Annotated in this window: 31 protein-coding genes; 16 read left to right on the top strand and 15 right to left on the bottom strand. The window is 63.8% G+C overall.

From position 1 onward, the window contains the following. The first annotated feature begins 11 nt into the window (after window positions 1-11). From AC0L2Y_RS06570 to AC0L2Y_RS06560, 3 genes are read left to right on the top strand one after another with little or no spacing between them, the layout of a single operon-like run. Window positions 12-299: a type II toxin-antitoxin system ParD family antitoxin gene (locus tag AC0L2Y_RS06570; RefSeq protein WP_352492628.1), complete on the top strand. Its 288-nt coding sequence runs from the start codon at window positions 12-14 to the stop codon at window positions 297-299. Next, on the top strand, window positions 292-585 hold the full coding sequence (locus AC0L2Y_RS06565) for a type II toxin-antitoxin system RelE/ParE family toxin (RefSeq protein ID WP_473554708.1): 294 nt from the start codon (window positions 292-294) through the stop codon (window positions 583-585). The genes AC0L2Y_RS06570 and AC0L2Y_RS06565 overlap by 8 nt, the downstream gene beginning before the upstream one ends. Window positions 586-589: 4 nt before the next feature. Next, on the top strand, window positions 590-1,105 hold the full coding sequence (locus tag AC0L2Y_RS06560) for a SixA phosphatase family protein (RefSeq protein ID WP_473554705.1): 516 nt from the start codon (window positions 590-592) through the stop codon (window positions 1,103-1,105). A gap of 108 nt (window positions 1,106-1,213) precedes the next feature. Here AC0L2Y_RS06560 and AC0L2Y_RS06555 read toward each other — a convergent pair whose 3' ends face one another. From AC0L2Y_RS06555 to AC0L2Y_RS06525, 7 genes are all read right to left on the bottom strand, one after another. Beyond that, window positions 1,214-1,486 carry a DUF680 domain-containing protein gene (locus AC0L2Y_RS06555; RefSeq protein ID WP_473554704.1) on the bottom strand — a complete coding sequence of 91 codons (273 nt, stop codon included), beginning with the start codon at window positions 1,484-1,486 and terminating at the stop codon, window positions 1,214-1,216. Window positions 1,487-1,761: 275 nt separating this feature from the next. Continuing rightward, window positions 1,762-1,995 carry a DUF680 domain-containing protein gene (locus AC0L2Y_RS06550; RefSeq protein WP_473554702.1) on the bottom strand — a complete coding sequence of 78 codons (234 nt, stop codon included), beginning with the start codon at window positions 1,993-1,995 and terminating at the stop codon, window positions 1,762-1,764. Window positions 1,996-2,372: 377 nt separating this feature from the next. Beyond that, a complete protein-coding gene (locus AC0L2Y_RS06545; protein ID WP_473554821.1) occupies window positions 2,373-4,595 on the bottom strand; it encodes a cation:proton antiporter domain-containing protein in 2,223 nt (740 codons plus the stop codon). Window positions 4,596-4,780: 185 nt separating this feature from the next. After that, complete coding sequence (locus AC0L2Y_RS06540; protein WP_473554699.1) at window positions 4,781-5,479, bottom strand: DUF2270 domain-containing protein; 699 nt, start codon at window positions 5,477-5,479, stop codon at window positions 4,781-4,783. 56 nt (window positions 5,480-5,535) lie between these two features. Then, the gene (locus AC0L2Y_RS06535; protein ID WP_473554696.1) at window positions 5,536-7,644 is read right to left on the bottom strand and encodes a molybdopterin-containing oxidoreductase family protein; all 2,109 of its coding nucleotides are present in this window, start codon (window positions 7,642-7,644) and stop codon (window positions 5,536-5,538) included. A 243-nt stretch (window positions 7,645-7,887) separates the two neighbouring features. Beyond that, window positions 7,888-9,765: an ABC-F family ATP-binding cassette domain-containing protein gene (locus AC0L2Y_RS06530; protein WP_473554695.1), complete on the bottom strand. Its 1,878-nt coding sequence runs from the start codon at window positions 9,763-9,765 to the stop codon at window positions 7,888-7,890. A gap of 450 nt (window positions 9,766-10,215) precedes the next feature. After that, a complete protein-coding gene (locus tag AC0L2Y_RS06525) occupies window positions 10,216-10,395 on the bottom strand; it encodes a hypothetical protein (RefSeq protein ID WP_254820275.1) in 180 nt (59 codons plus the stop codon). A gap of 132 nt (window positions 10,396-10,527) precedes the next feature. Here AC0L2Y_RS06525 and AC0L2Y_RS06520 point away from each other — a divergent pair, with 132 nt between their 5' ends. The 3 genes from AC0L2Y_RS06520 (at window position 10,528) to AC0L2Y_RS06510 (ending at window position 13,345) form a co-directional block, all read left to right on the top strand. After that, complete coding sequence (locus tag AC0L2Y_RS06520; protein ID WP_473554694.1) at window positions 10,528-10,701, top strand: hypothetical protein; 174 nt, start codon at window positions 10,528-10,530, stop codon at window positions 10,699-10,701. A gap of 94 nt (window positions 10,702-10,795) precedes the next feature. Further along, a complete protein-coding gene (locus AC0L2Y_RS06515) occupies window positions 10,796-12,877 on the top strand; it encodes an ATP-dependent helicase (RefSeq protein WP_473554691.1) in 2,082 nt (693 codons plus the stop codon). A gap of 165 nt (window positions 12,878-13,042) precedes the next feature. Beyond that, window positions 13,043-13,345, top strand: coding sequence for a DUF982 domain-containing protein (locus tag AC0L2Y_RS06510; RefSeq protein WP_352452964.1), 303 nt, complete (start codon window positions 13,043-13,045; stop codon window positions 13,343-13,345). 12 nt (window positions 13,346-13,357) lie between these two features. Here the strand turns inward: AC0L2Y_RS06510 and AC0L2Y_RS06505 are convergent, their stop codons facing one another. The 3 genes from AC0L2Y_RS06505 to AC0L2Y_RS06495 all read right to left on the bottom strand — a co-directional run bounded on the left by AC0L2Y_RS06505 (window position 13,358) and on the right by AC0L2Y_RS06495 (window position 15,102). Continuing rightward, the gene (locus tag AC0L2Y_RS06505; protein WP_473554690.1) at window positions 13,358-14,146 is read right to left on the bottom strand and encodes a GGDEF domain-containing protein; all 789 of its coding nucleotides are present in this window, start codon (window positions 14,144-14,146) and stop codon (window positions 13,358-13,360) included. A gap of 129 nt (window positions 14,147-14,275) precedes the next feature. Further along, window positions 14,276-14,575: a hypothetical protein gene (locus AC0L2Y_RS06500; RefSeq protein ID WP_473554688.1), complete on the bottom strand. Its 300-nt coding sequence runs from the start codon at window positions 14,573-14,575 to the stop codon at window positions 14,276-14,278. 14 nt (window positions 14,576-14,589) lie between these two features. Then, window positions 14,590-15,102 carry a DinB family protein gene (locus tag AC0L2Y_RS06495; RefSeq protein WP_352493221.1) on the bottom strand — a complete coding sequence of 171 codons (513 nt, stop codon included), beginning with the start codon at window positions 15,100-15,102 and terminating at the stop codon, window positions 14,590-14,592. A gap of 77 nt (window positions 15,103-15,179) precedes the next feature. On the opposite strand from AC0L2Y_RS06495, the gene AC0L2Y_RS06490 reads away from it, so the two are divergent. The 6 genes from AC0L2Y_RS06490 (at window position 15,180) to AC0L2Y_RS06465 (ending at window position 18,836) form a co-directional block, all read left to right on the top strand. Further along, window positions 15,180-15,890: a glutathione S-transferase family protein gene (locus tag AC0L2Y_RS06490; protein WP_473554684.1), complete on the top strand. Its 711-nt coding sequence runs from the start codon at window positions 15,180-15,182 to the stop codon at window positions 15,888-15,890. Window positions 15,891-16,330: 440 nt separating this feature from the next. After that, on the top strand, window positions 16,331-16,966 hold the full coding sequence (bluB, locus tag AC0L2Y_RS06485; protein ID WP_473554683.1) for a 5,6-dimethylbenzimidazole synthase: 636 nt from the start codon (window positions 16,331-16,333) through the stop codon (window positions 16,964-16,966). Window positions 16,967-16,970: 4 nt separating this feature from the next. Then, window positions 16,971-17,093: a hypothetical protein gene (locus AC0L2Y_RS06480; protein WP_352493224.1), complete on the top strand. Its 123-nt coding sequence runs from the start codon at window positions 16,971-16,973 to the stop codon at window positions 17,091-17,093. A 27-nt stretch (window positions 17,094-17,120) separates the two neighbouring features. Beyond that, window positions 17,121-17,417 (top strand): DUF1905 domain-containing protein, encoded by a 297-nt coding sequence (locus tag AC0L2Y_RS06475; RefSeq protein WP_352493225.1) that lies wholly within the window; start codon window positions 17,121-17,123, stop codon window positions 17,415-17,417. 235 nt (window positions 17,418-17,652) lie between these two features. Further along, window positions 17,653-18,075, top strand: a complete 423-nt coding sequence (gene ndk, locus AC0L2Y_RS06470) for a nucleoside-diphosphate kinase (RefSeq protein WP_473554680.1) — start codon at window positions 17,653-17,655, stop codon at window positions 18,073-18,075. Between the two features lie 152 nt (window positions 18,076-18,227). Next, entirely contained in the window at window positions 18,228-18,836 is a 609-nt protein-coding gene (locus AC0L2Y_RS06465) for a class I SAM-dependent methyltransferase (protein WP_473554679.1), read from the top strand. Window positions 18,837-18,909: 73 nt separating this feature from the next. Here AC0L2Y_RS06465 and AC0L2Y_RS06460 read toward each other — a convergent pair whose 3' ends face one another. Beyond that, complete coding sequence (locus tag AC0L2Y_RS06460) at window positions 18,910-19,179, bottom strand: hypothetical protein (RefSeq protein ID WP_352667151.1); 270 nt, start codon at window positions 19,177-19,179, stop codon at window positions 18,910-18,912. A gap of 194 nt (window positions 19,180-19,373) precedes the next feature. Then, window positions 19,374-20,141, bottom strand: coding sequence for a YbaY family lipoprotein (locus AC0L2Y_RS06455; RefSeq protein ID WP_473554677.1), 768 nt, complete (start codon window positions 20,139-20,141; stop codon window positions 19,374-19,376). A gap of 293 nt (window positions 20,142-20,434) precedes the next feature. Between AC0L2Y_RS06455 and AC0L2Y_RS06450 the strand changes: the two genes are divergently transcribed. Genes AC0L2Y_RS06450 through AC0L2Y_RS06435 form a run of 4 tightly spaced genes read left to right on the top strand, consistent with a single transcriptional unit; the run spans window position 20,435 to window position 22,993 of the window. Then, window positions 20,435-20,758, top strand: coding sequence for a BufA1 family periplasmic bufferin-type metallophore (locus AC0L2Y_RS06450; RefSeq protein WP_352479258.1), 324 nt, complete (start codon window positions 20,435-20,437; stop codon window positions 20,756-20,758). Between the two features lie 27 nt (window positions 20,759-20,785). Continuing rightward, complete coding sequence (gene bufB / locus AC0L2Y_RS06445) at window positions 20,786-21,706, top strand: MNIO family bufferin maturase (RefSeq protein ID WP_473554674.1); 921 nt, start codon at window positions 20,786-20,788, stop codon at window positions 21,704-21,706. Then, a complete protein-coding gene (locus AC0L2Y_RS06440) occupies window positions 21,693-22,493 on the top strand; it encodes an HvfC/BufC family peptide modification chaperone (RefSeq protein WP_473554672.1) in 801 nt (266 codons plus the stop codon). The genes bufB and AC0L2Y_RS06440 overlap by 14 nt, the downstream gene beginning before the upstream one ends. Before the next feature lie 5 nt (window positions 22,494-22,498). Continuing rightward, window positions 22,499-22,993: a DoxX family protein gene (locus tag AC0L2Y_RS06435; RefSeq protein ID WP_473554670.1), complete on the top strand. Its 495-nt coding sequence runs from the start codon at window positions 22,499-22,501 to the stop codon at window positions 22,991-22,993. A 19-nt stretch (window positions 22,994-23,012) separates the two neighbouring features. Here the strand turns inward: AC0L2Y_RS06435 and AC0L2Y_RS06430 are convergent, their stop codons facing one another. From AC0L2Y_RS06430 to pgsA, 3 genes are read right to left on the bottom strand one after another with little or no spacing between them, the layout of a single operon-like run. Next, window positions 23,013-23,483, bottom strand: coding sequence for a molybdenum cofactor biosynthesis protein MoaE (locus AC0L2Y_RS06430; protein ID WP_352667162.1), 471 nt, complete (start codon window positions 23,481-23,483; stop codon window positions 23,013-23,015). A gap of 3 nt (window positions 23,484-23,486) precedes the next feature. Further along, complete coding sequence (moaD, locus tag AC0L2Y_RS06425; RefSeq protein WP_023677674.1) at window positions 23,487-23,744, bottom strand: molybdopterin converting factor subunit 1; 258 nt, start codon at window positions 23,742-23,744, stop codon at window positions 23,487-23,489. A 1-nt stretch (window position 23,745) separates the two neighbouring features. Further along, window positions 23,746-24,342, bottom strand: a complete 597-nt coding sequence (gene pgsA, locus AC0L2Y_RS06420; RefSeq protein ID WP_023719790.1) for a CDP-diacylglycerol--glycerol-3-phosphate 3-phosphatidyltransferase — start codon at window positions 24,340-24,342, stop codon at window positions 23,746-23,748. Window positions 24,343-24,430 lie beyond the last annotated feature (88 nt).

Here is a 24,430-nt window from a genome sequence, read left to right as displayed (position 1 = left end):
GAGACGGCTTGATGGCGACAGTCGAAAAAGTCAGCGTAGCGCTTTCCCCGGAACTGCTGGACATGGTCAAAGGCGCGGTGGCCAGCGGGCAGTACGGTTCGGCAAGTGAAGTGATCCGCGAGGCACTGCGCGAATGGCGGCTTCGCCAGCCCTTGCGCGAGGCCGAAGCGGAGCGGTTGCGGAAAGCCTGGACGGAAGGGCTGGAGAGCGGTCCGTTTGCGCCGTTCGACATCGAGGACATAAAACAGAAAGCCCGCAGCCGGTTGGGCAACGCCAGCAAAAACCGGCGGAATGGCTGACATCCGCATTGTCCGCAGCCCGGCGGCAGAAGACGACCTGATCGATATTTGGTTTGGCATTGCAAGGGACAACCCGCTTGCCGCGGACCGCTTTTTGGATGCTATTGCCGAGCGCGTCGTGCAATTGGGGACATTCTCGGAATCCGGTCCCAAGAGGCCCAACATCGCTGCCGATGTGCGTACGTTGACGATCGGCAATTATCTCGTGCTTTATCGGCCGGCCGAACAGCGGGTCGAGATCGTCCGCGTCGTGCATGGCGCACGCGACGTTTCGGCCTTATTTTGAATCCATGAAGCAACTGCTGCTCCTGCGTCACGCCAAGTCGAGTTGGGACGATCCCGATCTCATCGACTTCGACCGGCCGCTGTCCGCGCGCGGGCTGAAGGCAGCGCCGCTGGTCGGACGCGAACTGGCCCGGCGCGGCTGGCTGCCGGAGCTGGCGCTGGTATCGCCGGCGCTGCGCACCCGCGACACGTGGCGGCTGGTCTCGGCGGAATTGCCGGCAAAGGTGCAGGCCAAATTTGCCCAGGCGCTCTACGAGGCAGCGGCGGCGGACATCCTCGCCAAGGTTCGGCAAGTAAAGGCGGGGACCGGAACGCTGCTGGTGCTTGGCCACAATCCCGGGTTGGAGGAGTTCGCGCGCGGGCTTGCCGGGGCTGGATCGGACGAAGCGGCGCTGAAGAAGCTGGCGGAAAAATTTCCGACCGCGGCCCTGACCCGTTTCGACGTCGATAGCGATTGGGCCGGTCTCGGCTTCGGCAGCGCTCGGCTGACGCACTGCATTTGGCCGAAGGATCTTCGCTAGGGATTACCTGGCAGGCCGGGGGATCGCCGACCTTTCGGCCAAATCCGGCTTCACAAACAAGAGCGGCGGGCCAGGCCCGCCGCTCTTTGTGCTCCCGGGTTTGAGGAACTAGCGGCCCCAGTTGCCCCGGCCAGATTGCGGCACTACGGGTTGATCCGTGCCGAACCGGGTCGTCGCCTCGGTGTCGACGGCGTTGTGCTCAGCCGTCAGCGGCTTGTGGATGGAACCGGTAAACCCGCTGTCGATAGTGCCGACAGGCGCATTGCCAACAGGCGCGGCCGGCTGGTTGACGCCGTCCGAACCATAATGGTCGCTGCCTGCAAAGGCGCTGCCCGTTGCGACGAGGATGATGGCGGCGACGGTAAGAGCAATCTTGGTCATTTCAGGTACTCCAGTGTACTGGTCATTCGTGAGTTGTCGTTGCTTTCGACGCATTCGAGATGAGAGCGCTGTCCGCGTCGGCGAATACGCACCCGGCTTTTTCCGACGTGCACGTTGCTGGACGATTTCAGCAACCGAGATTGCGGCTACAGATGAAACCTGCAATTCGAAGTATTCGATTGGCGCTGGATGCCGTCCGGCGCGCACCCCGTTGACAGGCGAAAGCAAGAGTAGCGGGCCAGGCCCGCCGCTCTTGTATTCCGGGGCCGTGATAATCAGCGGCCCCAGATGCCTTGGCCGGATTCAGGCGCCACCGACTCGGAAGTCGCCTTGGCACCGGTATGCTCGGAAGTAACCGGCTTGCGGATCGAGCCGGTAAACGTGTTGTCGACGTTGGCAGCAGGAGCGGCCGGCTGGTTGACGTTGTCCGAGCCATAGTGGTCGCTGCCGGCAAAAGCAGTGCCGGTGGCAACAAGGATGGCGGCGGCGGTAAGAGCGATCTTGGTCATTTCGGCTACTCCGGTAGTTCTTTGGTCTGTCCGTCAAGTGGCGTGCCTTGGGAGGAATTCGCGTCGCTCGGACCACCCCGAAATGGGTCGGCAAGCCTGTCGTTGCCAATCACGAAAATTTAGTGCGGTGCGCCAAATTGGCCGCTTGAAATTCGACATGCGGCTCCTGTCGCCACAATGTTCTTCCTCCTTTTCAATTAGTTATGCGGTCATTGATGATTTTCGGCGCGAACATTCCGTGAGCCGGCGTTCACCCATTCCTGTACGCTCTGTCAACAGAAACCGAACCGTTCGGTTCGAGTTCTTCTACGTTTGGCTGATCAGCGCTTTTAGAGCCTCGATCGACATTCCTGCCGACGGATCAGTGCGCCATGAAATCACGCTGCCAGCTCAGTGCCAGCGGCGTCATGCTTGGGCCGCGCGCTGGCCAGAAGCACGACTGGGCAGTTGCAGGCGGCCAAAACAGCGCCGGCGGTTTCACCGAAGAACAGGTCCTCACCCGGACGTTGGGTGACGCCCATCACGACGATCGCCGCGCCTTTGGCCGCCTCCCGGGTGATCGCCTTGTCGGGTGTGACGCGGGTATGGAACGCTGTGTCGATATGCAGGCCGTAGCGGCCCGCCAAATCGGCGATGTCTTTCAGCACGGCCTCTTCACGGCTATGCGACATGGATGTCGACCTGCGGCCCTTGGCTGCCCTTTGCGAGACGTAGAGAACCTTGATCCGCGCCCGGTTTGGACGGGCCAGGGCCAGCGCCAAGTCGGCGGCGCGACGCGCCACCTGGGTACCGTTGACGGGGACGAGAATGCTGGTGCCGGCCTTCAGCGTCGGCATCTTTTCGGCAGCATTGCCGCCGTTCAGGACCAGGCAAAGCGGGCCGTCAAATCCTGCGGCAATGTCGTTGAGGGCCGGCGCGAAGGCGCCATCGGCGGTCAGCACATTGTCAAGGCCGACCAGCAACAGGCCGTATCCCTTGCGGGCCTCCTCGGCGATCGTCTCACCCGTGGCTTCCAATTCGGTGCGGGCCGTCAGATGGACTTTGTCGACAAGCGTGTCTTCGATCCGTTTCACCGCCTGGGCGCTTTTTCTTGCACCCTTCTTGATTTCCTGCAGGGCGCGCTCCTGTCCCTTGCTGTCGGTTGGCCTGTCACCTCGGCCGTCTTTCGGCGGAAGCAAGGTGGTGGGCAGGCGAAGCAAGGTGGTGGGCATGCCGCTGCCTCCGCCGACCAGTCCGGCGAGATAGGCAGTGAACTTGCCGATCCTGCTGTCGTCGACCAGCACCAGCAGCCGCTCCAGCCTGGAAATGAAGCCGTATTCGTCCAACGCCTCGCGCTCGACACGCTGCTGCTCGTCATGCCCAACCGGCAGCCGGCCGAGCGCCCAGCGCAGCATCGGCGGCATGGCCAAGGTGGTGATCACGGCCATGGTGACGATCATGGTGAAGAGATTGTGCGACAGGATGTTCATCGACAGGCCGATGCTGGCGACGATCACCTCGGTCGAGCCGCGCGCGTTCATTGCACTGCCGACGGCGATTGCTTCCTTGAACGACATGGCGGCGAGCTTGGCGCCGATGAACGCGCCGCCAAACTTGCCGATGCTGGCGATCAGCACGAGAGCGCCCGTCAGCATGGCAAGCGTCGGATCGGCGAGCACGGTGAGATCGGCGGAAAGCCCCGCCATGCCGAAGAAGATCGGCATGAACAGCGCGGTGATGACGCCTCGCAGCTGGCCTTCGATATGGCTGGAGAGAATGGGCGATTCACCGACAAGGATGCCGGCGACGAACGCCCCCAGCACGGTATGGACGCCTATCATGTTGGTGATCAGCGCCATCGCTCCCATGATGATGAGGATCATGGTGATCACCGCAAACTCGCTGCGGAATTGATCGTTGGTCCAGCGGATCAAGGTGAAGACAAGACGGCGGCCAATGGTGAAGGAAAACACCATGAACAGTGCCACGGCGGCGATGGTGGTCACCAGAGGTACGAGCTGCAGCCTGCCATTGGTGGCGATGCCGAAGGTTACGGCGATGATCAACCAGCCGATCGTGTCCTCGATGATTGCCGAGGAAATAATCACCTGTCCGAGGTTGCGGCGCATGAAATTCATCTCGCGCACGACCATGGCGACGATCTTGACTGACGAGATCGACAGTGCGGTGCCCAGGAACAGCCCGGCGACCGTGCGTTGCGTGGGGTCGGGCAGCAATGCGTCCGGCAGGAACTGCGCCAGCGCGAAACCGAAGATGAAGGGCACCACGACGCCGGTAGCCGAAATGGAAAAACAGGCCGCGCCAACCCGGCGCACCAGCCGCAGGTCCGTCTCCATGCCGGTCAGCAAAAGCAGCATCAGGATGCCCAGCTGCGAGACGGCGTCGATCATGCCCTTTTGCGCGGGATCGGTGGGAAAGACCAGGTGCTGGGCCGACGGCCACAGCCAGCCGAACAGCGAAGGACCGAGCAGGATGCCGCCGATCAGTTGGCCCATTATTGCCGGCTGGCCATAACGCTGCAGCACTTCGCCCAGGCCGCGCCCGACAAGCAGCAGAAGCACGATCTCGGCGACGAAAGCGCCCTCGCCCGAACCGCCCATGCCGGAGGCCCGGGTACCGGCAACGAGCGTCTCCGCCGCCCAGGCCGCGCCTGCGGGGACGAAGGTGCAAACCAGCAGCGTCAGGCTGGAACGTGTCGGAGCCTGCCAAGCCATGAAACCCCCATCGCCCAATGCACGTGTCCAACAACGCGCGACAGCGCGTTGCGTTGCCAGACAAGGCGTTGCTAGACGTGGACGTCCCCGAAGGAGAGTTCGCCGTCGTCGCTCTCCGTCAGAAAGGCTGTCACCAGCAGGCCGGCATAGAGGACGGCAACCAGCACGACGATGATGGCGCCCGGAATTGGACCCAGCGCAGCACCGGTGACGGCCTCACGCATCGAGCCAACGAAGCCGATGCGGACGCCTTCGGTCAGAAGACTAGGGGTCGACAGTTTGAGGATCCAGGCCAGCAGCAGGATCAGCAGCATGTAAATGTAATTGCGACGCAGGCGGCGCGCCAAAGCCACGCGTTGCGAAATCAGGAATTTTGGCGCGCGCAGGCTCTCGCCGACGATCAACAGCCAATCGGACGCGAAGTCCGGCTGCGGCGAGAATATCTGCGCGAAATAGTGCCGTTCGAACTGGCGTACGCGAGCCCGGTAAAAGTCGAAGAAACGGTATCGGCGGGCCTCGATCCACAGCAGCAGCAGGACAAGCAGCATGGCAAACAGCATCACGCCATGGTGAGCGCTGGCTGTCGAAAGCGAGACTGAGAGCATCGCCGCGACAACCGTTATCGCCCAGTTGCTCGTCCGGTCCAGGCGGTCGCGCCAGCCAGCCATGCGCGCAATCTCGGCGCGATGAAAGTGGGACATCGTGGTTACGAGTTCGCCGGACGACAGTGTCCGTCCGATGGGATCCGGCGCCGGCAACACTTCTGCCATGACAATGCCTCCACCCGCCACGCGAAAACGGCCTGATGGAGATATCGTTCCGACGCTCAATCAGCCGGGCGCAGCCAGACCTTGTTGTCGTGGAAGGCGGCGCCGCCATAGGGCGCCGGCGCATCGGCGCCGGTCAGCACGTTGATGCCCTCGCCGCGCTCATGGGCGCTGTTCGGCCAGATGCCTTCGGCGACGACGACGCCGCGCTTGATGCCGTCGAACAGTTTTGCATGCAGCACCACTTCGCCACGCTGGTTGCCGACTTCGACACGGCCGCCGTCGGCGACGCCGAGTGCCGCCGCATCATCGGGATGCAAGAGCAGCTCCGGCCGGCGCTCTTTTGCCTTGGACACCGGCGTTTCGGCAAAGGTCGAATTGAGGAAATTGCGCGCCGGCGAGGTGGTCAGCCGGAACGGGTGCGCCTCGTCCGCCACCTCGATCAGGTCGACATGATCGGGGAAGTCCGGCAGGCTTGCCACCGGCCCGAACAGGCCCATGCTTTTCGGCGGCCGGTTGGGCGAGGCCTGGCCCGTCCAGTCGGCGCGAAAATGGAATTTCTTGTCGGCATGGCCGAAGCCGTCCAGGAAATGCGCGGCCTCGAAATCCGGCTGCAAATCGACCCATTTCTGCTCTTTCAGGCTCGAAAAGCTGCCAAGCCCGCGTTTGCCCAGAATGATGTCGATATGCTGCTGCTCTTTCATGCCGAAGCCAGGACGGTCGGCGACACCGAGCCTTTTGCCGAGCTCCTCGATGACGAAATGATTGGTGCGCGGTCCTTCCGGCGGCTCGATCAGCTTCGGCCCGAGTGTGATGTGCTGGTTGCCGCCGCCCTTGTAGACGTCGTCATGCTCGAGAAACATCGTTGCCGGCAGCACGACATCGGCGAGCTTGGCGGTGTCGGTCATGAACTGCTCGTGCACGCAGGAAAACAGATCGTCGCGCAGAAAACCCTGCTTCACCAGCCGCTGCTCCGGCGCGACATTGACCGGATTGGTGTTCTGGATCAGCATCGCCGTCACCGGCGGGCCGCCATAGAGCGCATCCTCAGCCCCGGTCAGCACCGGGCCGATGCGCGAATGATCGAGATGACGGATCGCGGGGTCGCGCATCCGCGTGCCTTCGAGCAGTTCCTGGTTGAGCTTGAAGATGCCCGAATTGGTATGGAAGGCGCCGCCGCCCTCATATTGCCAGCAGCCGGTGACCGCCGCGATCGAGGCTGCGGCGTGCATGTTGACCGAACCGTTGCGCTGCCGCGAAAAACCGTAGCCGAGACGGAAATAGGTCTTCTTCGTCGTGCCGACGAGACGGGCGAAGGCCTCGATTTCGTCGACGGAAAGCCCGGTGATATCAGCGGCCCATTGCGGCGTCCGCGTCTTGAGATGCGCTTCCAGACCGTGCGGATCGTCGGTGTATTTCTGGAGATAGGCGCGGTCGGCCATGTCGTCACGGAACAGCACGTGCATGGCTGCGCAGGCCAGCGCGCCGTCGGTGCCGGGCTTCAGCACCAGGCCCAGATCGGCCTGCTTCATCGTCGCATTCTCGTAGACGTCGATGACGACGATCTTGGCGCCGCGTTCCTTGCGCGCCTTGATTGCGTGGGTCATCACGTTGACCTGGGTGACCACGGCGTTGGTGCCCCAGATCACCACACAGTCGGACTTTGCCATCTCGCGCGGGTCGGGGCCGCGCAGCGCGCCGGCGCCCATCATCCAGCCGGTCCAGGCCAGATTGGTGCAGATCGAACCGAAGAAGCCAGAGTATTTTTTGGCGTGCCTGAGCCGCTCGATACCGTCACGCTGCACCAGCCCCATCGTGCCGGCATAGTAATAGGGCCAGACCGTCTCCGAGCCGTATTTTGCCTCCGCCGCAATGAATTTTTCGGCGACAAGGTCGAGTGCGGCCTCCCAGCTCGCTTCCTTCCATACGCCCTCGCCCTTGGCGCCGGCACGGACCAGCGGCTTCAGCAGGCGGTCGGGATGATGAATGCGATCGGCGTAACGGGCGACCTTGGCGCAGATGACGCCGGCCGTATAGCTGTTGGCCTTGGCGCCATGGACCCGGCCGATGCGCCTGGCGTCAAGCAACTCGACCTCGAGCGCGCAGGTCGACGGGCAATCATGCGGACAGGCCGAATGGCCGATTTTGAGCTTGGCGTGCTGATTCATGGGCGCAAACTAGCCGGTTGTGATAGTGGCGTGTAGGGCCAGATGACGAGCCAATCTCCCCCCAAGTGGGGGAGATGTCCGGGAGGACAGAGGGGGGCGTGAAGGATCGCTACGTCGTCGGTGTGGCTCGCTCTTGATCAAACTCCAACGACCGGCGGCTCCAAATGGCTGTCAGGCTGGCGGGACAGCGCCCCCCTCTGCCCTGCCGGGCATCTCCCCCACGAGGGGGGAGATTACGCTCACCTACTCCGCCGTGCCTTCCTCATACTCCGCCGACATCGACAGCCATTTTTCCTCGTGGCCGGCCAGTTGTTGCGCGAGTTGTGAGCGCTCCTTGGCTAGCCTTGTCGCGGTCGAGGGGTCCTTTTCGTAGACGGCCGGATTGGCGAGTTCGTCCTCGATCAGGTCGATGCGCTTGCGGAGGCGGTCCATCAGCGCTTCGGTGGCGCGGATTTCCTTGGCCAGCGGCTCGAAGGCAGCGCGGCGCGCGGCTGCATCGCGGCGGCGGTCGGCCTTCGAGGCCTTGTCCGCCTCGCGCTTGCCGCGGCGGTCGCCGGAGACGCCGGTGACCAGCGTCTTGTAATCCTCGAGGTCGCCGTCATACGGATTGACCGCGCCGTCCTTGACCAGCCACAGCCGGTCGGCCGTTGCCTCGAGCAGATGGCGGTCGTGCGAGATCAGGATGACGGCGCCGGGAAAATCGTTAAGCGCATGGATCAGCGATTCACGGCTGTCGATGTCGAGATGGTTGGTCGGCTCGTCGAGGATGAACAGGTTCGGCCCCTCGAAGGCCGACAGGCCCATCAAGAGCCGCGCCTTCTCGCCGCCGGACAGATCCTTGGCGGCGGTGTTCATCTTTTCGGTGGTCAGGCCGAACTGGGCGACGCGGCCGCGCACCTTGGGTTCCGGCGCTTCCGGCATCAGCCGGCGGACGTGCTCGTAGGCGTTTTCGTCGGGCCTGAGGTCGTCGAGCTGGTGCTGCGCGAAGATTGCCACCTTCAGCCCGGGCGCCACCGTCATGCTGCCGGTCTCCGGCTTCAGCCGGCCGGCCAAAAGCTTGGCGAAGGTCGACTTGCCGTTGCCGTTGGCGCCGAGCAGCGCGATGCGATCGTCGGCATCGATGCGCAGCGTCATCTTCTTCAGGATCGGCTCGCCCTCGGTGTAGCCGACGTTGACGTTGTTGAGCGCAATGATCGGCGAGGCCACCGTCTTCACCGGCTTCGGAAAGGAGAACGGCCGCACCGTGTCGTTGACGATCGCGGCGATCGGCTTCATCTTCTCCAGCGCCTTGATGCGCGACTGCGCCTGCCTCGCCTTCGACGCCTTGGCGCGGAAGCGCTCGACGAAGGATTCCATATGCTTGCGCGCGGCTTCCTGCTTGACGCGGCCCTTCTCCTGCAATTCCCGCTGCTCGGTGTATTGGCGCTCGAACTGGTCGTAGCCGCCACGCCAGAAGGTCAGCTTCTTCTGGTCGAGATGGACGATCGAGTTGACGGCGCGGTTGAGCAGGTCGCGGTCGTGCGAAATCAGCAGCACGGTGTGCGGGTATTTCGACACGTAGTTTTCCAGCCACAGCGTGCCTTCGAGGTCGAGATAATTGGTCGGCTCGTCGAGCAGCAGCAGATCGGGCTCGGCAAACAGCACGGCGGCCAGAGCGACGCGCATGCGCCAGCCGCCGGAGAAGGACGAGGCCGGGCGCCGCTGCGCGGCATCGTCGAAGCCAAGGCCGGCGAGAATGGTGGCGGCGCGTGACTCGGCCGAGTGCGCGTCGATATCGGCCAGCCGCATGTGGATGTCGGCGATGCGGTGCGGGTCGGTCGCCGTCTTTTCCTCTTCGAGCAGTGCACTCCGTTCGAGGTCGGCCTTGAGCACGATCTCGATCAGCGGCTCCTCGGTGCCCGGCGCTTCCTGCGCGACCTGGCCGATGCGCGTGTTTTTGGGCAGGCTGATCGAGCCGGTCTCGGAGGCGAGATCGCCGGTGATCGCCTTGAACAAGGTCGTCTTGCCAGTGCCGTTGCGGCCGACGAGGCCAGCCTTGCTGCCGGCTGGCAAGGTCAGTGAGGCATGGTCGAGAAGCAGCCGTCCGGCCATGCGGAGCGAAAGGTCGTTGATGATCAGCATGGCCGGGCTTTTGCACGGGACAACCATGCTTCGCAAGGGCTTGAGCCCCGGTTCGCCGCATAAGGCGCGAAAACCGGCAGCAAGCAAGTCAGCCTGTCGCGCCGCAACTTCCCGCAAACGCAAAAAGAACCCGCGATCCTGAGGGGGGATAAGGATCGCGGGTTCTTTCGTGAACGGCGGCCTTGGGAGCGTCCGATCGACATCCAAACACGCAGCAGCCTGGTTTGTTCCATGGGAAGAACGAACTATGTGATGAACAAACGCTGCCGTGGCCGACACGTTTGTCCACAGGGGCGTGCCGTCTGTACGCTATCGACCATGACGCTGCGGAAAGACTCAGCTATCCTTGGATGTGCGGCGGGCCTGATCTCCGCCTGGCCGGCGCCATCAGCTTCCTCCCAAGCGGCGCCGGCCACCCTCCTTGACCGGCGCCGACGGCATTTGAGGCGGTCATTGTTTCGGCGGCGTGCCGGGCTGATCGCCGCCGGTCGTAGACTTCGGCACCGGATTCTTGTCGACCTGCGGGTTCTGCTCGACGGTGTCGCCGGGGGCTTTGGTCGGCTGGATGTTGTTGTCGCAACCCGCAACCGTCAGAGCTGCCATAAGCAGCAGGATTGAGCGCTTTTTCATCGCAGTCTCCTCTCGCCCGACAACGAGGCGTCGGCGATTTGGTTGCGCGGCCGGTGTCGTTCCCGCATTCGCCAAGGAGCCGGGGAACAAAATGCCGCGTCTCCGGTTGCTCCACAATCAATGGAGGAAGGCATGATCCGTCTGCTCATCGCCGGGGCAATCGTCTATGTCGCCTATCGCGTCGCCAAGAACGTGATCGACGAGGTGCCCGACGATTTCGATCCGCTGCTGTTGCCGCCGCCACAGGACGATCGCGAGGCGCTGCGGCGGCAATCGGCAAGGATGGGCGTCGAGCCCGAGCGTTAGTCGACAGGCCTGCCCGCTAGGCTTCTTCGTTCACGAGCCCTGTTCCGGCTCCGCAAACCGTTGCGAACAAAGCAGAAACGATGCTTGATGGGCGATGAACCTCGCCGCCCGTGATTCGTCCTTCCAGCCGGCCTATCTGGCGAAGCTCAATGCCGAGCAGCGGCTTGCCGTCGAACATGGCGACGGCAAGATCGCCGGGCCGTTGCTGGTGATTGCTGGCGCCGGCTCCGGCAAGACCAACACGCTGGCGCACCGGGTCGCGCATCTGATCGTCAGGGGTGCCGACCCCCGCCGCATCCTTTTGATGACATTTTCGCGCCGTGCCGCAGCGGAAATGGCCAAGCGGGTCGAGCGCATCGCCGGCGAGGTGCTGGGGCGCGATGCTTCCGTCATCACCGATGCGCTGAGCTGGGCCGGCACATTCCACGGCATCGGCGCCAGGCTGCTGCGCGATTATGCGCTGGAGATCGGTCTCGATCCGGCCTTCACCATCCACGACCGCGAGGATTCTGCCGACCTGATGAATCTCGCCCGCCACGAGCTTGGGTTTTCGAAGACCGAAGCCCGCTTCCCGACCAAGGGCACCTGCCTTGCGATCTATTCGCGCGCCGTCAACGCACAGGCGCCGCTCGGCGAGGTGCTGGGCTCGGTGTTCCCGTGGTGCGCCGGCTGGGCCGAACAGCTGAAGCAGTTGTTCGCCACATATGTCGAGGCCAAGCAGGCGCAGAACGTGCTCGATTACGACGACCTGCTGCTCTACTGGGCGCAGATGGCCGGCGAGCCGGAAATCGCCGCGCATCTGGGTGCGCGTTTCGACCATGTGCTGGTCGATGAATACCAGGACACCAACCGGCTGCAGGCATCGATCCTGACGGCGCTCAAGCCCGACGGATCGGGGCTGACGGTGGTCGGCGACGACGCGCAGTCGATCTATTCGTTCCGCGCCGCGGAAGTGCGCAATATCCTGGATTTTCCCAAGCAGTTCGCGCAGCCGGCGGAAGTCGTCATGCTGGAGCGCAACTACCGCTCGACCGAGACGATCCTGGCGGCCGCCAATGCTGTAATCGGCGAAGCGTCGGAACGTTTCACCAAAAATCTCTGGACCGAGCGCAAATCGGCGGAAAAGCCGAAGCTGGTGAGCGTGCGCGACGAGACCGAGCAGGCGAGCTATGTCTGCCAGGCGATACTCACCGAACGCGAAGCCGGCACGGTTCTCAAAGCACAGGCGGTGCTGTTTCGCGCCTCGCACCATAGCGGCCCGCTGGAGATCGAGCTGACGCGCCGCAACATCCCCTTCGTCAAGTTCGGCGGACTGAAATTCCTCGATGCCGCCCACGTCAAGGATATGCTCGCCGTGCTGCGCTTCGCCGAAAACCCGCGCGACCGCGTCGCCGGCTTTCGCGTGCTGCAACTTCTGCCGGGCATCGGCCCTTCGGCCGCCAATGCGATCGTCGAGACGATGGCGACGTCGCTCGACGAGACGATGGGGCTTGCCCGCTATCGGCCGCCGCAGCGTGCCGCCGACGACTGGCCGGGCTTTGTCGCGCTCTATTGCGGCTTGCGCGCCGACGCGCAAAAATGGCCGGCCGACATCGAGCAGGTCAGGCTCTGGTACGAGCCGCATCTGGAACGCATCCACGAGGATGCGACGGCGCGCCGGGCCGATCTCCTGCAGCTCGAGCAGATCGCTTCCGGCTATGCGTCGCGCGAGCGCTTCCTCACCGAGCTGACGCTCGATCCGCCGGACGCGACCAGCGACGAGGCCGGGCCGCCGCACCGCGACGAGGATTATCTGATCCTGTCGACGATCCATTCGGCCAAGGGCCAGGAGTGGAAGAACGTCTTCGTGCTCAACACCGTCGACGGCTGCATCCCGATCGATCTCGGCGTCGGCAGCAAGGAGGACGTCGACGAGGAGCGGCGGTTGCTCTACGTGGCGATGACGCGGGCCAAGGATAGCCTGCACCTGGTCATGCCGCATCGCTTTTTCGTCCACGGCCAGGCGGCGCGCGGCGACCGCCATGTCTATGCCTCGCGCACGCGCTTCATCCCGCGCTCGATTCTCGGCGCCTTCGAGCAGGTGGCATGGGCCAGCGTCCAGGCCAGAGACGATCCGCGCCGCCAGCCGCAGGTGCGCGTCGACCTCGGCGCCCGCATGCGCGGCATGTGGAAATAGGCACCCCGCCTCGCCGCTGGCGCTGCTCGCCCGGCGACCGCTCCCGGAGCCGGCGAAAAAACAATCCCGGCAACATGGAACCTCGCGCCGTGATCCGCGTTTCTGCCCGACCCCCAGACCGGAGAACGGCGTCCGCCGTGACCTCCGCCCATTCGAGAGGCCAGAATGCACGACAGGACGTTTTCCACCCCGGTCGCCCTAACCGTTGGCGCCGGCTACAAGCGTACGATCGCTTCGTTCTCCGAGATGCACGAATTCCTGACCGAGTTCCCGCCTTCGCGCCGGCGGCTGAGCTATGGCGCCGCGGTAAAGGCCTGCGAGGCGGCACGTGCCGGCGAGATATCGGCCGAAGCGGCACGCGACGCCCTGATCACCTTCGCGGTGACGGCAGGCATCCTCTGGCCGGCCGCCCAGCCGGCAGTCTCGGTCAAGCCGGTCGCCCGGGGCCTCGGCGGCTACGCCGCCTGACAGAAACGACCATCAATGGACCGTCATCGGGCCGCCGCCCGGCGGGTCGCCCGCTGCCGCGGTTTCGAAACTGACCTGATCGCGGCCGTTCGATTTGGCCTTGTAAAGGTGTTTGTCCGCCATCACGAACATCTCGGCGTAGGTGGTCGGCCCGCTGAAGGCGACGCCGCCGATGCTGACCGAGAGAGGACAGGGCCGGCCGCCAGGCGAGAACTCCGCCTCACGGACGCGTCGGCGAATGGTCTCCGCCACCAGCCAGGACTGCGAAGGATCTGCGCCGGGAAGGAAAACCGCAAATTCCTCGCCGCCGATCCGGCCGACGATATCGGCGCCGCGTAGCTGGCCCTGGATTGTCCTGGCGATCAGCTTGAGCGCTTGGTCTCCGCAGTCGTGGCCGAGGCGGTCGTTGACGGATTTGAAATGGTCGGCATCGACGATCAGCAAGGCGCCGGCATCAACGACGGAATGGCTGCGGGCCTGTTCGAGATAGGCCTCGACGAGCATGGAAAACGCACCCCGGTTGAATACCGCCGTCAGGCTGTCGGTCGCCGCGACGACGGCCAGTGTCTTCTGCGCGATCGCCGGCTGGCGCATTTTCCACATCAGGAAAGAGAAGAACGAGCTGGCCAGGACAAGCGGCAGCAGCAGGTCAGTGAGCTGCGCCCGCCACAGCGCTTCCGGCGATAAATACGGGAAGTTGAAGGAATCGACGAAGAACGCGGCTGCAATGCAGACCGCCGTGCCCCCGACGGTAACCGCCACGACCCTGCCCCAGCTCGTCGGGGACAAATCGATCTGCATGCTTGTGCTCCTGCTTCAGCCGGCTACCTTGAAGCAACAGCGCAAACGAAGTCCTAAGACTTTGCTTTCAATTCGATCGCAGTCGAGCGAACCAGCCGTCGAGATGGCGGCCAGCTAAGGAGATCGGTCCTAAATCAGCTGCCTTCTGATGCTCATCCGGGTGACCGCGGTCACAAGAATGGCGCCGATCATGAAATAGATGGTCGCGATAATGTCGCCCTGGTGGAAATAATAACCTGAGTTGAGAAGCGCCAGGACCACGGCGAAGAACGCCACAAGGCGCAAGGGTTCATTGGGCATGCGTGCCAATTCTCGCTGTTGCTGCTGAATGCTGCTGAAGCGGCCGCCCTCACGACCGTGTGCTCCATAAAATGTTTTGGCGCGTTTTGCAATCTCGGCGGATCGTCCTCTACCGACCGTCCGCTTCACCAGCCATCCCAAGTTCAAGCGAAAGCCCTGCCCTCCTCGCTGCGCTGGAACATCGTCAGGTCCAGTCCGAGGCTTGGCTTGCCCAGAATGGTCAGAATCGCATGCGCCTGGCCGCGGTGGTGGGTCTGGTGGTTGAAGAAGTGGTCGAGCGCCGGCGCCAGCCGCTGCGAGACGGTGCGCATATCGGAGACGGTCATGTAGGAGAAGCGGCCCGACAGCGCCTTGTCGCTCAGGCCGTCGACCCAGTCGATGATCCGTTTGTCCTCGGCCTCGCGCGCCAGCCGCAAGCCGGGCAAGGCGCGGTGCAGGATCGCGTCGAGCTTTGCCGGCGCGTCGCCCTCGCCGGTGAAGCGTTTCATCCAGATACGGTCGGCTGCCAGGAGGTGGTTGAGCGTTCCCATCATCGAACCGAAGAAGACGCCGATATTGCGGTCGAACTCTTCCTCGTCGAGATCGGCGGCGGCATCGTAGATGCGGCCATTAGCCCATTGATTGTAGGCCGCAAACATCCTGAAATGCTGTTTCATTCTTCTCTCGACCTGCGAGACCCTGTTTCGCGCGGGTCTGTTTCGGGCATAGTTAGACTGCAAGGACGCTGCCGCCAATGACCATTCTGCTCTACGACCTTGTCGGACGCGACGCCGCCCGCCCATTCAGCCCACATTGCTGGAAGGCGGCGATGGCGCTGGCCCACAAAGGGCTCGACATCACCAGCGTGCCGACCCGTTTTCTCGAAGTGCCGAAGGTGGAAGGCGGCGTCTCGAAGCTCGTTCCGGTGATCCGCGACGGCGAGACGGTGGTCGCCGATTCCTTCGCTATCGCGCTCTATCTCGAGGAGGCCTATCCCGAGCGGCCGACATTGTTTTCCGGCGACGGCGGCAAGGCGACGGCGCGCTTCATCGAACGCTGGTCGCAGCTGACCATCCATCCCTACGTCACCACCGCGGCGATACTGGACCTGCATGCCATGCAGGACGAGGCGAACGCCGCCTATTTCCGCCAGAACCGCGAGCAGCGCTTCGGCAAGCGCCTGGAGGCGGTATACGCCACCCGCGACGCCGGGCTCGCCAGCTTCCGCGCCTCGCTGGAGCCGCTCCGCTCGATGCTTGGCTATCAGCCCTTCATCGGCGGCCCGTCGCCGCTGTTTGCCGACTACATCGTTTTCGGCGCGCTGCAATGGGCGCGCATCGCCACGCCCTACCGGCTACTCGACGACAGCGATTTGGTGGCGCAATGGTTCGAACGATGCCTCGATCTGCATGGCGGCCTCGGCCGCACGGTCGCGGCCGCAGCGATCGCCCCACTCGAGAGTTGAAATCGACAGTTTCATCAGCGGCGCCACATTTTGTTCTTGCTTTGTGCCGGCAGCTATGCTACTAAATTTGGTTATGGTGCTAATTGGCTCCAACGACCCGCCCGGCTTGCCGAGGCGGGTTTTGTTTGCCGATCAAGGTCCAACGGCGTAGATCGCGGCGATGTCGTCCGGCCTCGGCTAAAGCGCCTCGCGTTCGACCGGCCTCATGTGGCGCGCTTTAGGTTCGTTTTTTGATGCATGTCGTTACCGCAAAACCGCTGCACACCCTCGGGTCAAGCCCGAGGGCATGCTTTGGCGCGACATGCATTAGAATTCGCGCCCGGCGAAACGCGACAATGCGGGTAGACGAAGTGTCGCTTGAGGCGCCTCATCACTGCCCGGATCGAAGCAAACAAGACGAAGTCCGGCGAACCGGGCAACCACAACAAAGGCAGCGCGCCATGACCACAAACCCAGAGTTCCCGGCCGACTTTCGCGCCGGGCTCGCCAATCTTTTCCTGTGGCGGCGCGATGTCAGGCGGTTCGAGCCGACGCCGCTCCCCGAAGGGGCGCTGGAGCGCCTGCTCGAGCTTGCCGGCGCCGCGCCGTCCGTCGGGCTGAGCCAGCCCTGGCGCTTCGTCATCGTCGAGAGCGAAGCACGCCGCGCCGCCGTCAGGGCATGCTTCGAGCGCTGCAACGCGGAGGCACTCGCAAATTTTTGCGGCGAACGCGCCGCGCTCTATGGACGCCTGAAGCTTGCCGGGCTGAACGAGGCGCCCTGCCAGCTTGCGGTTTTCGCCGACCGCGCAACCGAGCAAGGGCATGGGCTCGGACGCCTGACCATGCCAGCCACCATAGACTACTCCGCTGTCATGGCGGTGCACACGATGTGGCTGGCGGCACGCGCCGAAGGAATAGGCATGGGCTGGGTCTCGATCCTCGATCCGGCCGAGATGGCGACGATCCTGGACGTGCCGCCGGAGTGGACGCTGATCGGTTACTTCTGCATCGGCTACGCCAGCGAGAACCACAGCGTGCCGGAACTGGAACGGGAAGGCTGGGAAACGCGGCGGCCGTCTATCGTAACAAGGCGATAGTGCAATGGCGGCGCTGCCATCCTCTTTGCAGGGAAGAATGGCTTTCCCCCGCAGGGCTGTGGAAATCATCGATGGTTCGCCGATCGTCAGCATCGCCAACAAGGCAGCATGGCAAAGCCAGTCATGACGGCCTTACCTGAGGAAGGGCATAGAAATGTTCCGCTATGACATGCAGGCCGAGATCTGGGTCTATCCGGGCAAGGGCGGCTGGCATTTCGTGACGCTGCCGCCGGAGCTTGGGACCCGGATCAAGACGGCGATGATGGGGATGGCACGACCCTGGGGTTCGCTTGGCGTGGAAGCCGTCATCGGCCAGACCAGATGGCGGACATCGCTGTTTCCCGACAAGAAATCCGGCAGGCTGCTCTTGCCGATCAAGACCGCGGTGCGGGTCCGCGAAGGCCTCGGGGCTGGCGACACGGCCAACCTGACGATCGAGATGCAGTTATGACGACGTAGTCTCAGGCTGACGACGACGCGCTATAGGGCGGCCAGTTGATCGACCCACCGGTTTTCGGGAAATCCGATGCTCAGCAAAAAGGTGGAGCGGCGGCATGGTTCGACTTGAAAGTCCGCCGCCCCGGCGCAGAAATGCGCGCCGGGCCGGCGTCCCCTTGGCAAGGCGGCGGGCGGCTTGTATAGAGCCCGCCACCCTCAATTCCATTCTCCATCACAAGGACGATCCCATGGCGCTCGAACGCACCTTTTCCATGATCAAGCCGGACGCGACCCGTCGCAATCTCACCGGCGCCATCATCAAGATACTGGAAGATGCCGGCCTGCGCGTCGTCGCTTCGCGCCGGGTGTGGATGAGCCGCCGCGAAGCGGAAGGTTTCTATGCCGTCCACAAGGAGCGTCCGTTCTTCGGCGAGCTGGTCGAGTCCATGTCGTCGGGCCCGACGGTCGTGCAGGTACTGGAAGGCGAGAACGCCATCGCCAAGAACCGCGAAGTGATGGGCGCCACCAATCCGGCAAGCGCCGCCGAAGGCACCATCCGCAAGCTGCACGCGCTGTCGATCGGCGAGAATTCCGTGCACGGTTCCGATGCGCCGGAAACCGCCGCGCAGGAGATCAAATACTGGTTCTCGGACACCGAGATCGTCGGCTGAGCCGGCATCCAGAACCCCATCAAAAGGCCGGCACAACGCCGGCCTTTTTTGTTAGCGAACATTTTCAGCTTCAGGCTCCTCGACGGGTCACGGGTGCGTTAAGCTCGGAGTGGCGGATCAAAGGCGGTCCCGACAATGGAGCCGACCAGGCCATGACCAGCACCATTCCCGGCTTCTTCCAGGGCACCGAAATGCCAACCAGCGGCTGGTGGGAAGCGCTGTGGCCCGAGCCTGCCAGCGTCCTGGCGGCAGTAGGCATGAAGCCCGGCACGGACGTGGTCGATCTCTGCTGCGGCGACGGCTGGTTCACGATACCAATCGCCAGGGTCGCGCGTCATGTAATCGCCATCGACATCGATGCAGATATGCTCGAGGTCGCCAGGCGGCGGCTGACCGAAGTAGGCGCGAGCAATTGCGAGTTTGTGGCGGGCGACGCCTATGAGCTTGCCGGGCTGGTGCCTCAAACCGTCGACTTCGTTTTCATGGCCAACGCTTTCCATGGCGTCCCGAACCGGCCGCGCCTTGCCCGCGCCGTGCGGACGACACTTGGTCCTGCCGGTCGTTTTGCCATCGTCAACTGGCACCAGTATCCGCGCGAGCAAACCACGGTCCTGGGCGAGCCGCGCGGGCCAAAGACCGAGCTGAGGCTGTCACCCGAACAGACCACCGCGGCGGTGGAAGCCAGCGGGTTCAAGCTCGCCGAGCTGGTTGATGTGCCGCCCTATCACTATGGCGCGGTATTCAAACTCGCGCCGAATTGAGAATGCATCGTGGATGCGGCCTCGCCGGTAGGATGTATGTCGCCCGCCGCCCCCTAGCGGCGGGTTCTGCAGTCTATTTCGCCTGGCGTTCCTTCACGTTCGCATGTTCATTCGCCGCCGGCGTGTCGGTGGACGGGGTCTTGGTCTCTTCACCTGAAAACGGGCTGCCCTGCCCCGGCGCGAGATCGCCGCTATGGCCGGCCTTGTTGGTCTGGAACGGTTGGCTGTCCGCTTTGAGACCGTGGTCAAGAGCATTGACGAGATGGTCGTCCGCCTTGGCAAGGCCGGTAAAGGCAAGGAGCGATGCACCGGTGGCGGCAAGGATAAGTGTGTGCGTTTTCATGTCTGGACTCCTTTGAGTGGCCAGAACGAGCCGCAGCCATTCTGGCGGCTTCAACGAAGGGACAAACGTCCCTTTTGCCTTACCCGCCATCTTATGAAGAACTAACGGACCCCCTGCTCGGCCTATTCCCGCTGAAACACAACGTGATCGGCATGCGGCTGCCGCGCGGGCGGCCAGTCGGCACGGACCAAGCGCTAGCTCGCGGCGTTGAAGCGCAGGATGTCGCGGCCGTCTCTGTCGGCAATGACAAGCTTGCCGGCGTCGACGTGGTAGGACGCTGCCTTGGCCAGCGCCTCGAACAGCGCCTTTTCCTCTGCCATGACCTGAGGCGCGCAGGCCTTGAAGGTCGAGCCGATGTCGCTGACGGCGATCGTCGAGCCGTCCACCTTGGCGGTGGCGAAATAGACGTTGCAAGGGCCGCTGCCGCCGGCCTTGCCGGCTTCGCTGATGCGGAATGTCGCCCGCGGCTCGGCAATCACGCCGATGCCGTCGATATATTCGACAAGCCAGCTTTGGCCGAACACGGAAGCTGCCGCCGGCTCGTCGTCCGGCGCCGCCATTTTCAGCATGATGGTTTGTGGCGCGTCGCTGAGCGGGTCGACCTGATGGCGCGTATCGGTGACGAACAGCAGCCGGTCATCGACAGTGATGCGCGCCTGCAGCGCATAGGTCATATCAGGCCGGATCACCCGCGGATCGAAGCTGATCTCGAACTTGATCGGCACCTGCCCGGCCGGCACCACCTTGCGCTCGCCGATGATTGCGGCCGGCGCGTCGGCCAGCGACACGTCGGCAAGCTGCACGGAAAGCACGGCATTGGGCGGCAGCGCGATGCGCTCGCGATACATCACCTCGCCCTTGAGGGTCTTTTCGGCAGCCACGGAACGATCCGGAGCGGCAAGTATGCCGACGGCCAGCGGCACCAGTCCGAAGATGAAGAATTCGGCGATCCTGTCCAGCATGATCCTTCTCCCCTTCCAGCCAAAGTCTCGCAGGATTGCGGTCAATGAATGGCTGGCGGGGTATGGGCATGGCTGTCGCTGGGATTTATTTGGCCGGCGGCTGCTTCCAGCGGCCCGCCGCCTTGTCGTCCGCCTCCTCGGCCGCTCTGCAAACTCTGTTCGGGCCACGCTCGGCCAAGCCTCCGGCGATCACGAATTCGTGTTCCAACAGACGTAACACGGCGGGCATCCGGACCGAACTGACCAATGCGCGCTGAGGAGAATGCGCCTGAAACCCAACCGGAGGTGAAATCATGTCAACGAGATCAACCGTGAGTGCGGCCTTACTGGCCAGCGCAGTTGCCACGGCTCTTGCTTCTTTTGCGACGGCCGCGCCGCTGACCGAGGCACAGGTCAAGGCAGCGATGGACGCCGGCAAGGAGAAGTGCTTTGGCGTCGCCTTGAAGGGACAGAACGACTGCAAGGCAGGCCCGGGGACCACCTGCCAAGGCACCTCGACCGTCGACTATCAAGGCAACGCCTGGAAGTTCGTCGACGGCGGCACCTGCACGACGATGGACCTACCCGGCGGCCGCAAGGGCTCACCCACCGAGCTGACCCGCGACGTCCCATCGTAAGCGATGTGCCCTGCCCGGAAAGCGGCGATGACGATGAACGGACCGAGCCGTCCAGCATCCCGCATGTCGAAGGCCTCGCGCTTTCCGGCGCACCCTGTCGCCGGGCTTGCCGGCACCAGTTTCAAGCATGAGCATCTATCCGCAATCCTCGGCGACGGCCCCCAAAGCGGCTTCTTCGAGGTTCATGCGGAAAACTACATGGGCGCCGGCGGCCCGCCGCACGACGCGCTCGCCCGCATCCGCCGCGACTATCCCGTCTCGTTGCATGGCGTCTGCATGTCGATCGGCGGCCCGCAGCCGCTCGACAAGGCGCATCTCGGTCGTTTCAAGGCGCTGGTCGATCGCTACGAGCCGGCGCTCGTTTCAGAGCATCTCGCCTGGTCGACGCACGACACCACCTATTACAACGACCTGCTTCCCCTGCCCTACACGCCGGCAACGGTTTCGCGCGTGGCGGATCACATCGACGAGGTGCAGGGCACGGTCGGCCGCCCGATCCTGCTCGAGAATCCTTCGACCTATGTGCTTTTTCCGGAATCGACGATGAGCGAGACGGATTTCATCCGCGAGCTGGTTCGGCGTAGCGGTTGCGGCCTGCTGCTCGACGTCAACAACGTCTTCGTCTCGGCCACCAATCACGGCTATTCGGGCCTTTCCTACCTCGCGGATTTCCCGCTCGAGCATGTCGGCGAAATCCATCTGGCCGGGCACGCCAGGCAGAAGGACGACGAGGGCGACCTGCTGCTCATCGACAGCCATGACGGCCCGGTTGCCGACGCGGTGTGGACGCTTTTCGATATCGTCATCGGCCGATGCGGACCACTGCCGACGCTGATCGAATGGGACAGCGACATCCCCGAGTGGCCGGTGCTCAAGGCGGAGGCAGCCGCCGCCCAAGCCATCCTCGACCGTCATGCCGATTTCGGAAAAGCCCATGCCGCAGGATGAGCTCCAGTCGGGCGATCTCGGCCGCCGGCTTGATTATGCTGCGGCATTCACCGCCGGTTTGCTCGATCCTGACCGTGCCCCGCCTGACTCTGTCTCGGGGCCGAACGGGAAGGCTGCGGTCAAGCGATATGCCGTCTACCGCAACAACGTCACGGTCAGCCTGATCGATGCGCTGGCCGCCAGCTTTCCAGCGACGCTGCGCATCACCGGCCCGGATTTCTTTCGCGCGATGGCGCGATTTCACATCCGCGAAACGCCACCTACCTCGCCGCTTCTATTCGAATATGGCCGCGACTTTCCCGATTTCATCGAGCGCTACGAATACGCGCAGTCGATGCCGTGGCTGGCCGACGTGGCGCGCATCGAGCGGGCTTGGCTCGACGCCTATCATGCCGCCGACGCGGAGGCGCTGTCGGCTGAGGCACTGGCGTCGATCGCTCGCGAGAGGCTTGCCGATACCGTGCTGCGGCCGCATCCGGCGACGCGGGTCGCGCGCTCCCGGTTCCCGGCAGTCACGGTCTTCGCGGCAAACCGGAACGAGGCTCCTGTTGGGCCGATCCGGGCAACGGGCGCCGAAGATGCGCTGGTCACGCGGCCCGGCCTCGAGGTCTTCGTCCGCCACCTGCCGCCCGGCGGCGCAGTGTTTGTCTCGCATCTGATCGCGGGCGAGGCGCTCGGCGCGGCGGCCGCGGCGGCATTTGCGGAGAGTGCCGAATTCGAGCTTTCCGCCAACATTGCCGGCGTGCTGGAAGCGGGAGCCTTCACGACGGCACATCACGAAAGGTGAGCACGATGAGCGATGGACAGAACGCGAGCACCGAACCGCGAGGGGTCGCCGCTCTCGTCGAAAGGCTGAATGTCGCCCTGCGCACGATCGCGACGCCATCGCTGACGCAGCTTGTTCTGCGCTGCGGCCTCGCCGTCCCGTTCTGGCGGTCCGGCGTCAACAAATGGGACGGTTTTCTACAGTTGAACGATGTCGCCGTGCTGCTTTTCAGCTCGGAACTCAAATTGCATCTGCCGGGCGGCCCTTACGATTTTCCGGCACCTGGGCTGGTGGCGTTCGCCTCAGGGTCAGCAGAGATCGTGTTGCCAGTTCTCCTTGTTTTCGGCCTGGCGACGCGACTGGCGGCATTCGGGTTGCTGGTGATGACGCTGGTCATCGAGCTCACCGTGCCGGACGGCTGGCCGCTGCACATTACCTGGGCGGCGATGGCGCTTGGCATCATGGCCTGGGGACCCGGCCGGATTTCGCTCGACCATCTGATCGGCACTGACAAAGGTTGAGGGCTCGCGGAACGCCTGGTCAGTCTCGTTTCCAGCGGCTCGCCGCCTTGTCGTCGGCCTCCTTGGCATCGACCCAGCCGCCCTCGGAACCGTCGCTATGGTGTTCCTTTTTCCAGAAAGGCGCCCGTGATTTCAAATAGTCCATCAGGAAATTCGCGGCCTCGAACGCCGCCTGCCGGTGGGCGGAAGCGGCCACCACCAGGACGATGTTTTCGCCCGGCGCGATCTTGCCGTGGCGATGGATCGCGGTGAGCCCCTGCAGCGGCCAGCGCTCGATTGCCTCGCCGGCGATGCGGGATATCTCGGCTTCGGCCATGCCGGGATAATGTTCGAGCTCGAGCGCGGATAGCCTGCCTTGCTCGTCGCGGCAAAGGCCGGAGAAGGTCACCACAGCGCCGATGTCGTTGCGACCCCTGGTCAGCCTGGCGATCTCGGCGGCGACGTCGAAATCCTCCGCCTGGATGCGCACGACAGGCACCACCGCGGACATGGTTCAGCCACCGGTCATCGGCGGGAACAGCGCGATCTCGCGCGCGCCGGCAATCTTCTCGCGGTGCTCGACATGTTCCTGGTTGATGGCGACGCGGATCACGTCAGGATATTGCAGCGCGTTCTCGTACTCCTCGCCGCGTGATTTCAGCCAGCGCAACAGGTCGGCGACCGTTTCGATGCCGGCCGGCAGTTCGACCTCTTCCTCCGGTCTGCCGATCCGCTCGCGCACCCAGGCGAAATAGATGAGCTTCGTCGACATTTTATTCATCCATGATGTGCTTGAGGCCGGCGCGGAAATAGTCGTAGCCGGTGTAGAGCGTCACCAGGGCGGCGATCCACAGCAGCACCAGCCCGGTCTGGGTGGTCAGCGGGAAGATCTTGTCGCCGGCGGGTCCCGCCAGCAGGAAGGCGATGGCGATCATCTGGATGGTGGTCTTCCATTTGGCGAGCTGCGTCACCGGCACCGAGACCTTCAAAGCCGCCAGATATTCGCGCAGGCCCGAAACCAGGATCTCGCGGCACAGGATGATGATCGCCGCCCATAGCGACCAGCCGGCGATGCCGGCATGACGATCGGTATCGGCGGCAAGCAGCAGCAGGCAAGTGGCGACCAGCAGCTTGTCGGCGATCGGGTCGAGCATCTTGCCGATGTTGGAGGTCTGCTGCCAGGCGCGGGCCAGATAGCCGTCGAAGTAATCGGTGATCGAGGCGAGCAGGAAAATGATGAGCGCCGACCAGCGGGCGAAGTCGCTCGATTTCAGATGCCCCTCCAGGAAAAAGCACAGCACGACCAGCGGCACCGCCAGGATGCGGGCGTAAGTGAGCATGTTGGGCAGGTTGAACGCGCGCTGGGACATGTTTTGGGAACTCTTTCTGCCTGCTTAGTCAAATCAGAAGCGAATGTGGGGGGTCAACAGGCCAGAATCGATTAGCCAGCCGAAATAT

Source organism: Mesorhizobium sp. WSM4830 (assembly GCF_055811495.1).
The sequence above is the reverse complement of the archived record's forward strand: the minus strand, read 5'-3'. Positions and strand labels throughout refer to the sequence as shown.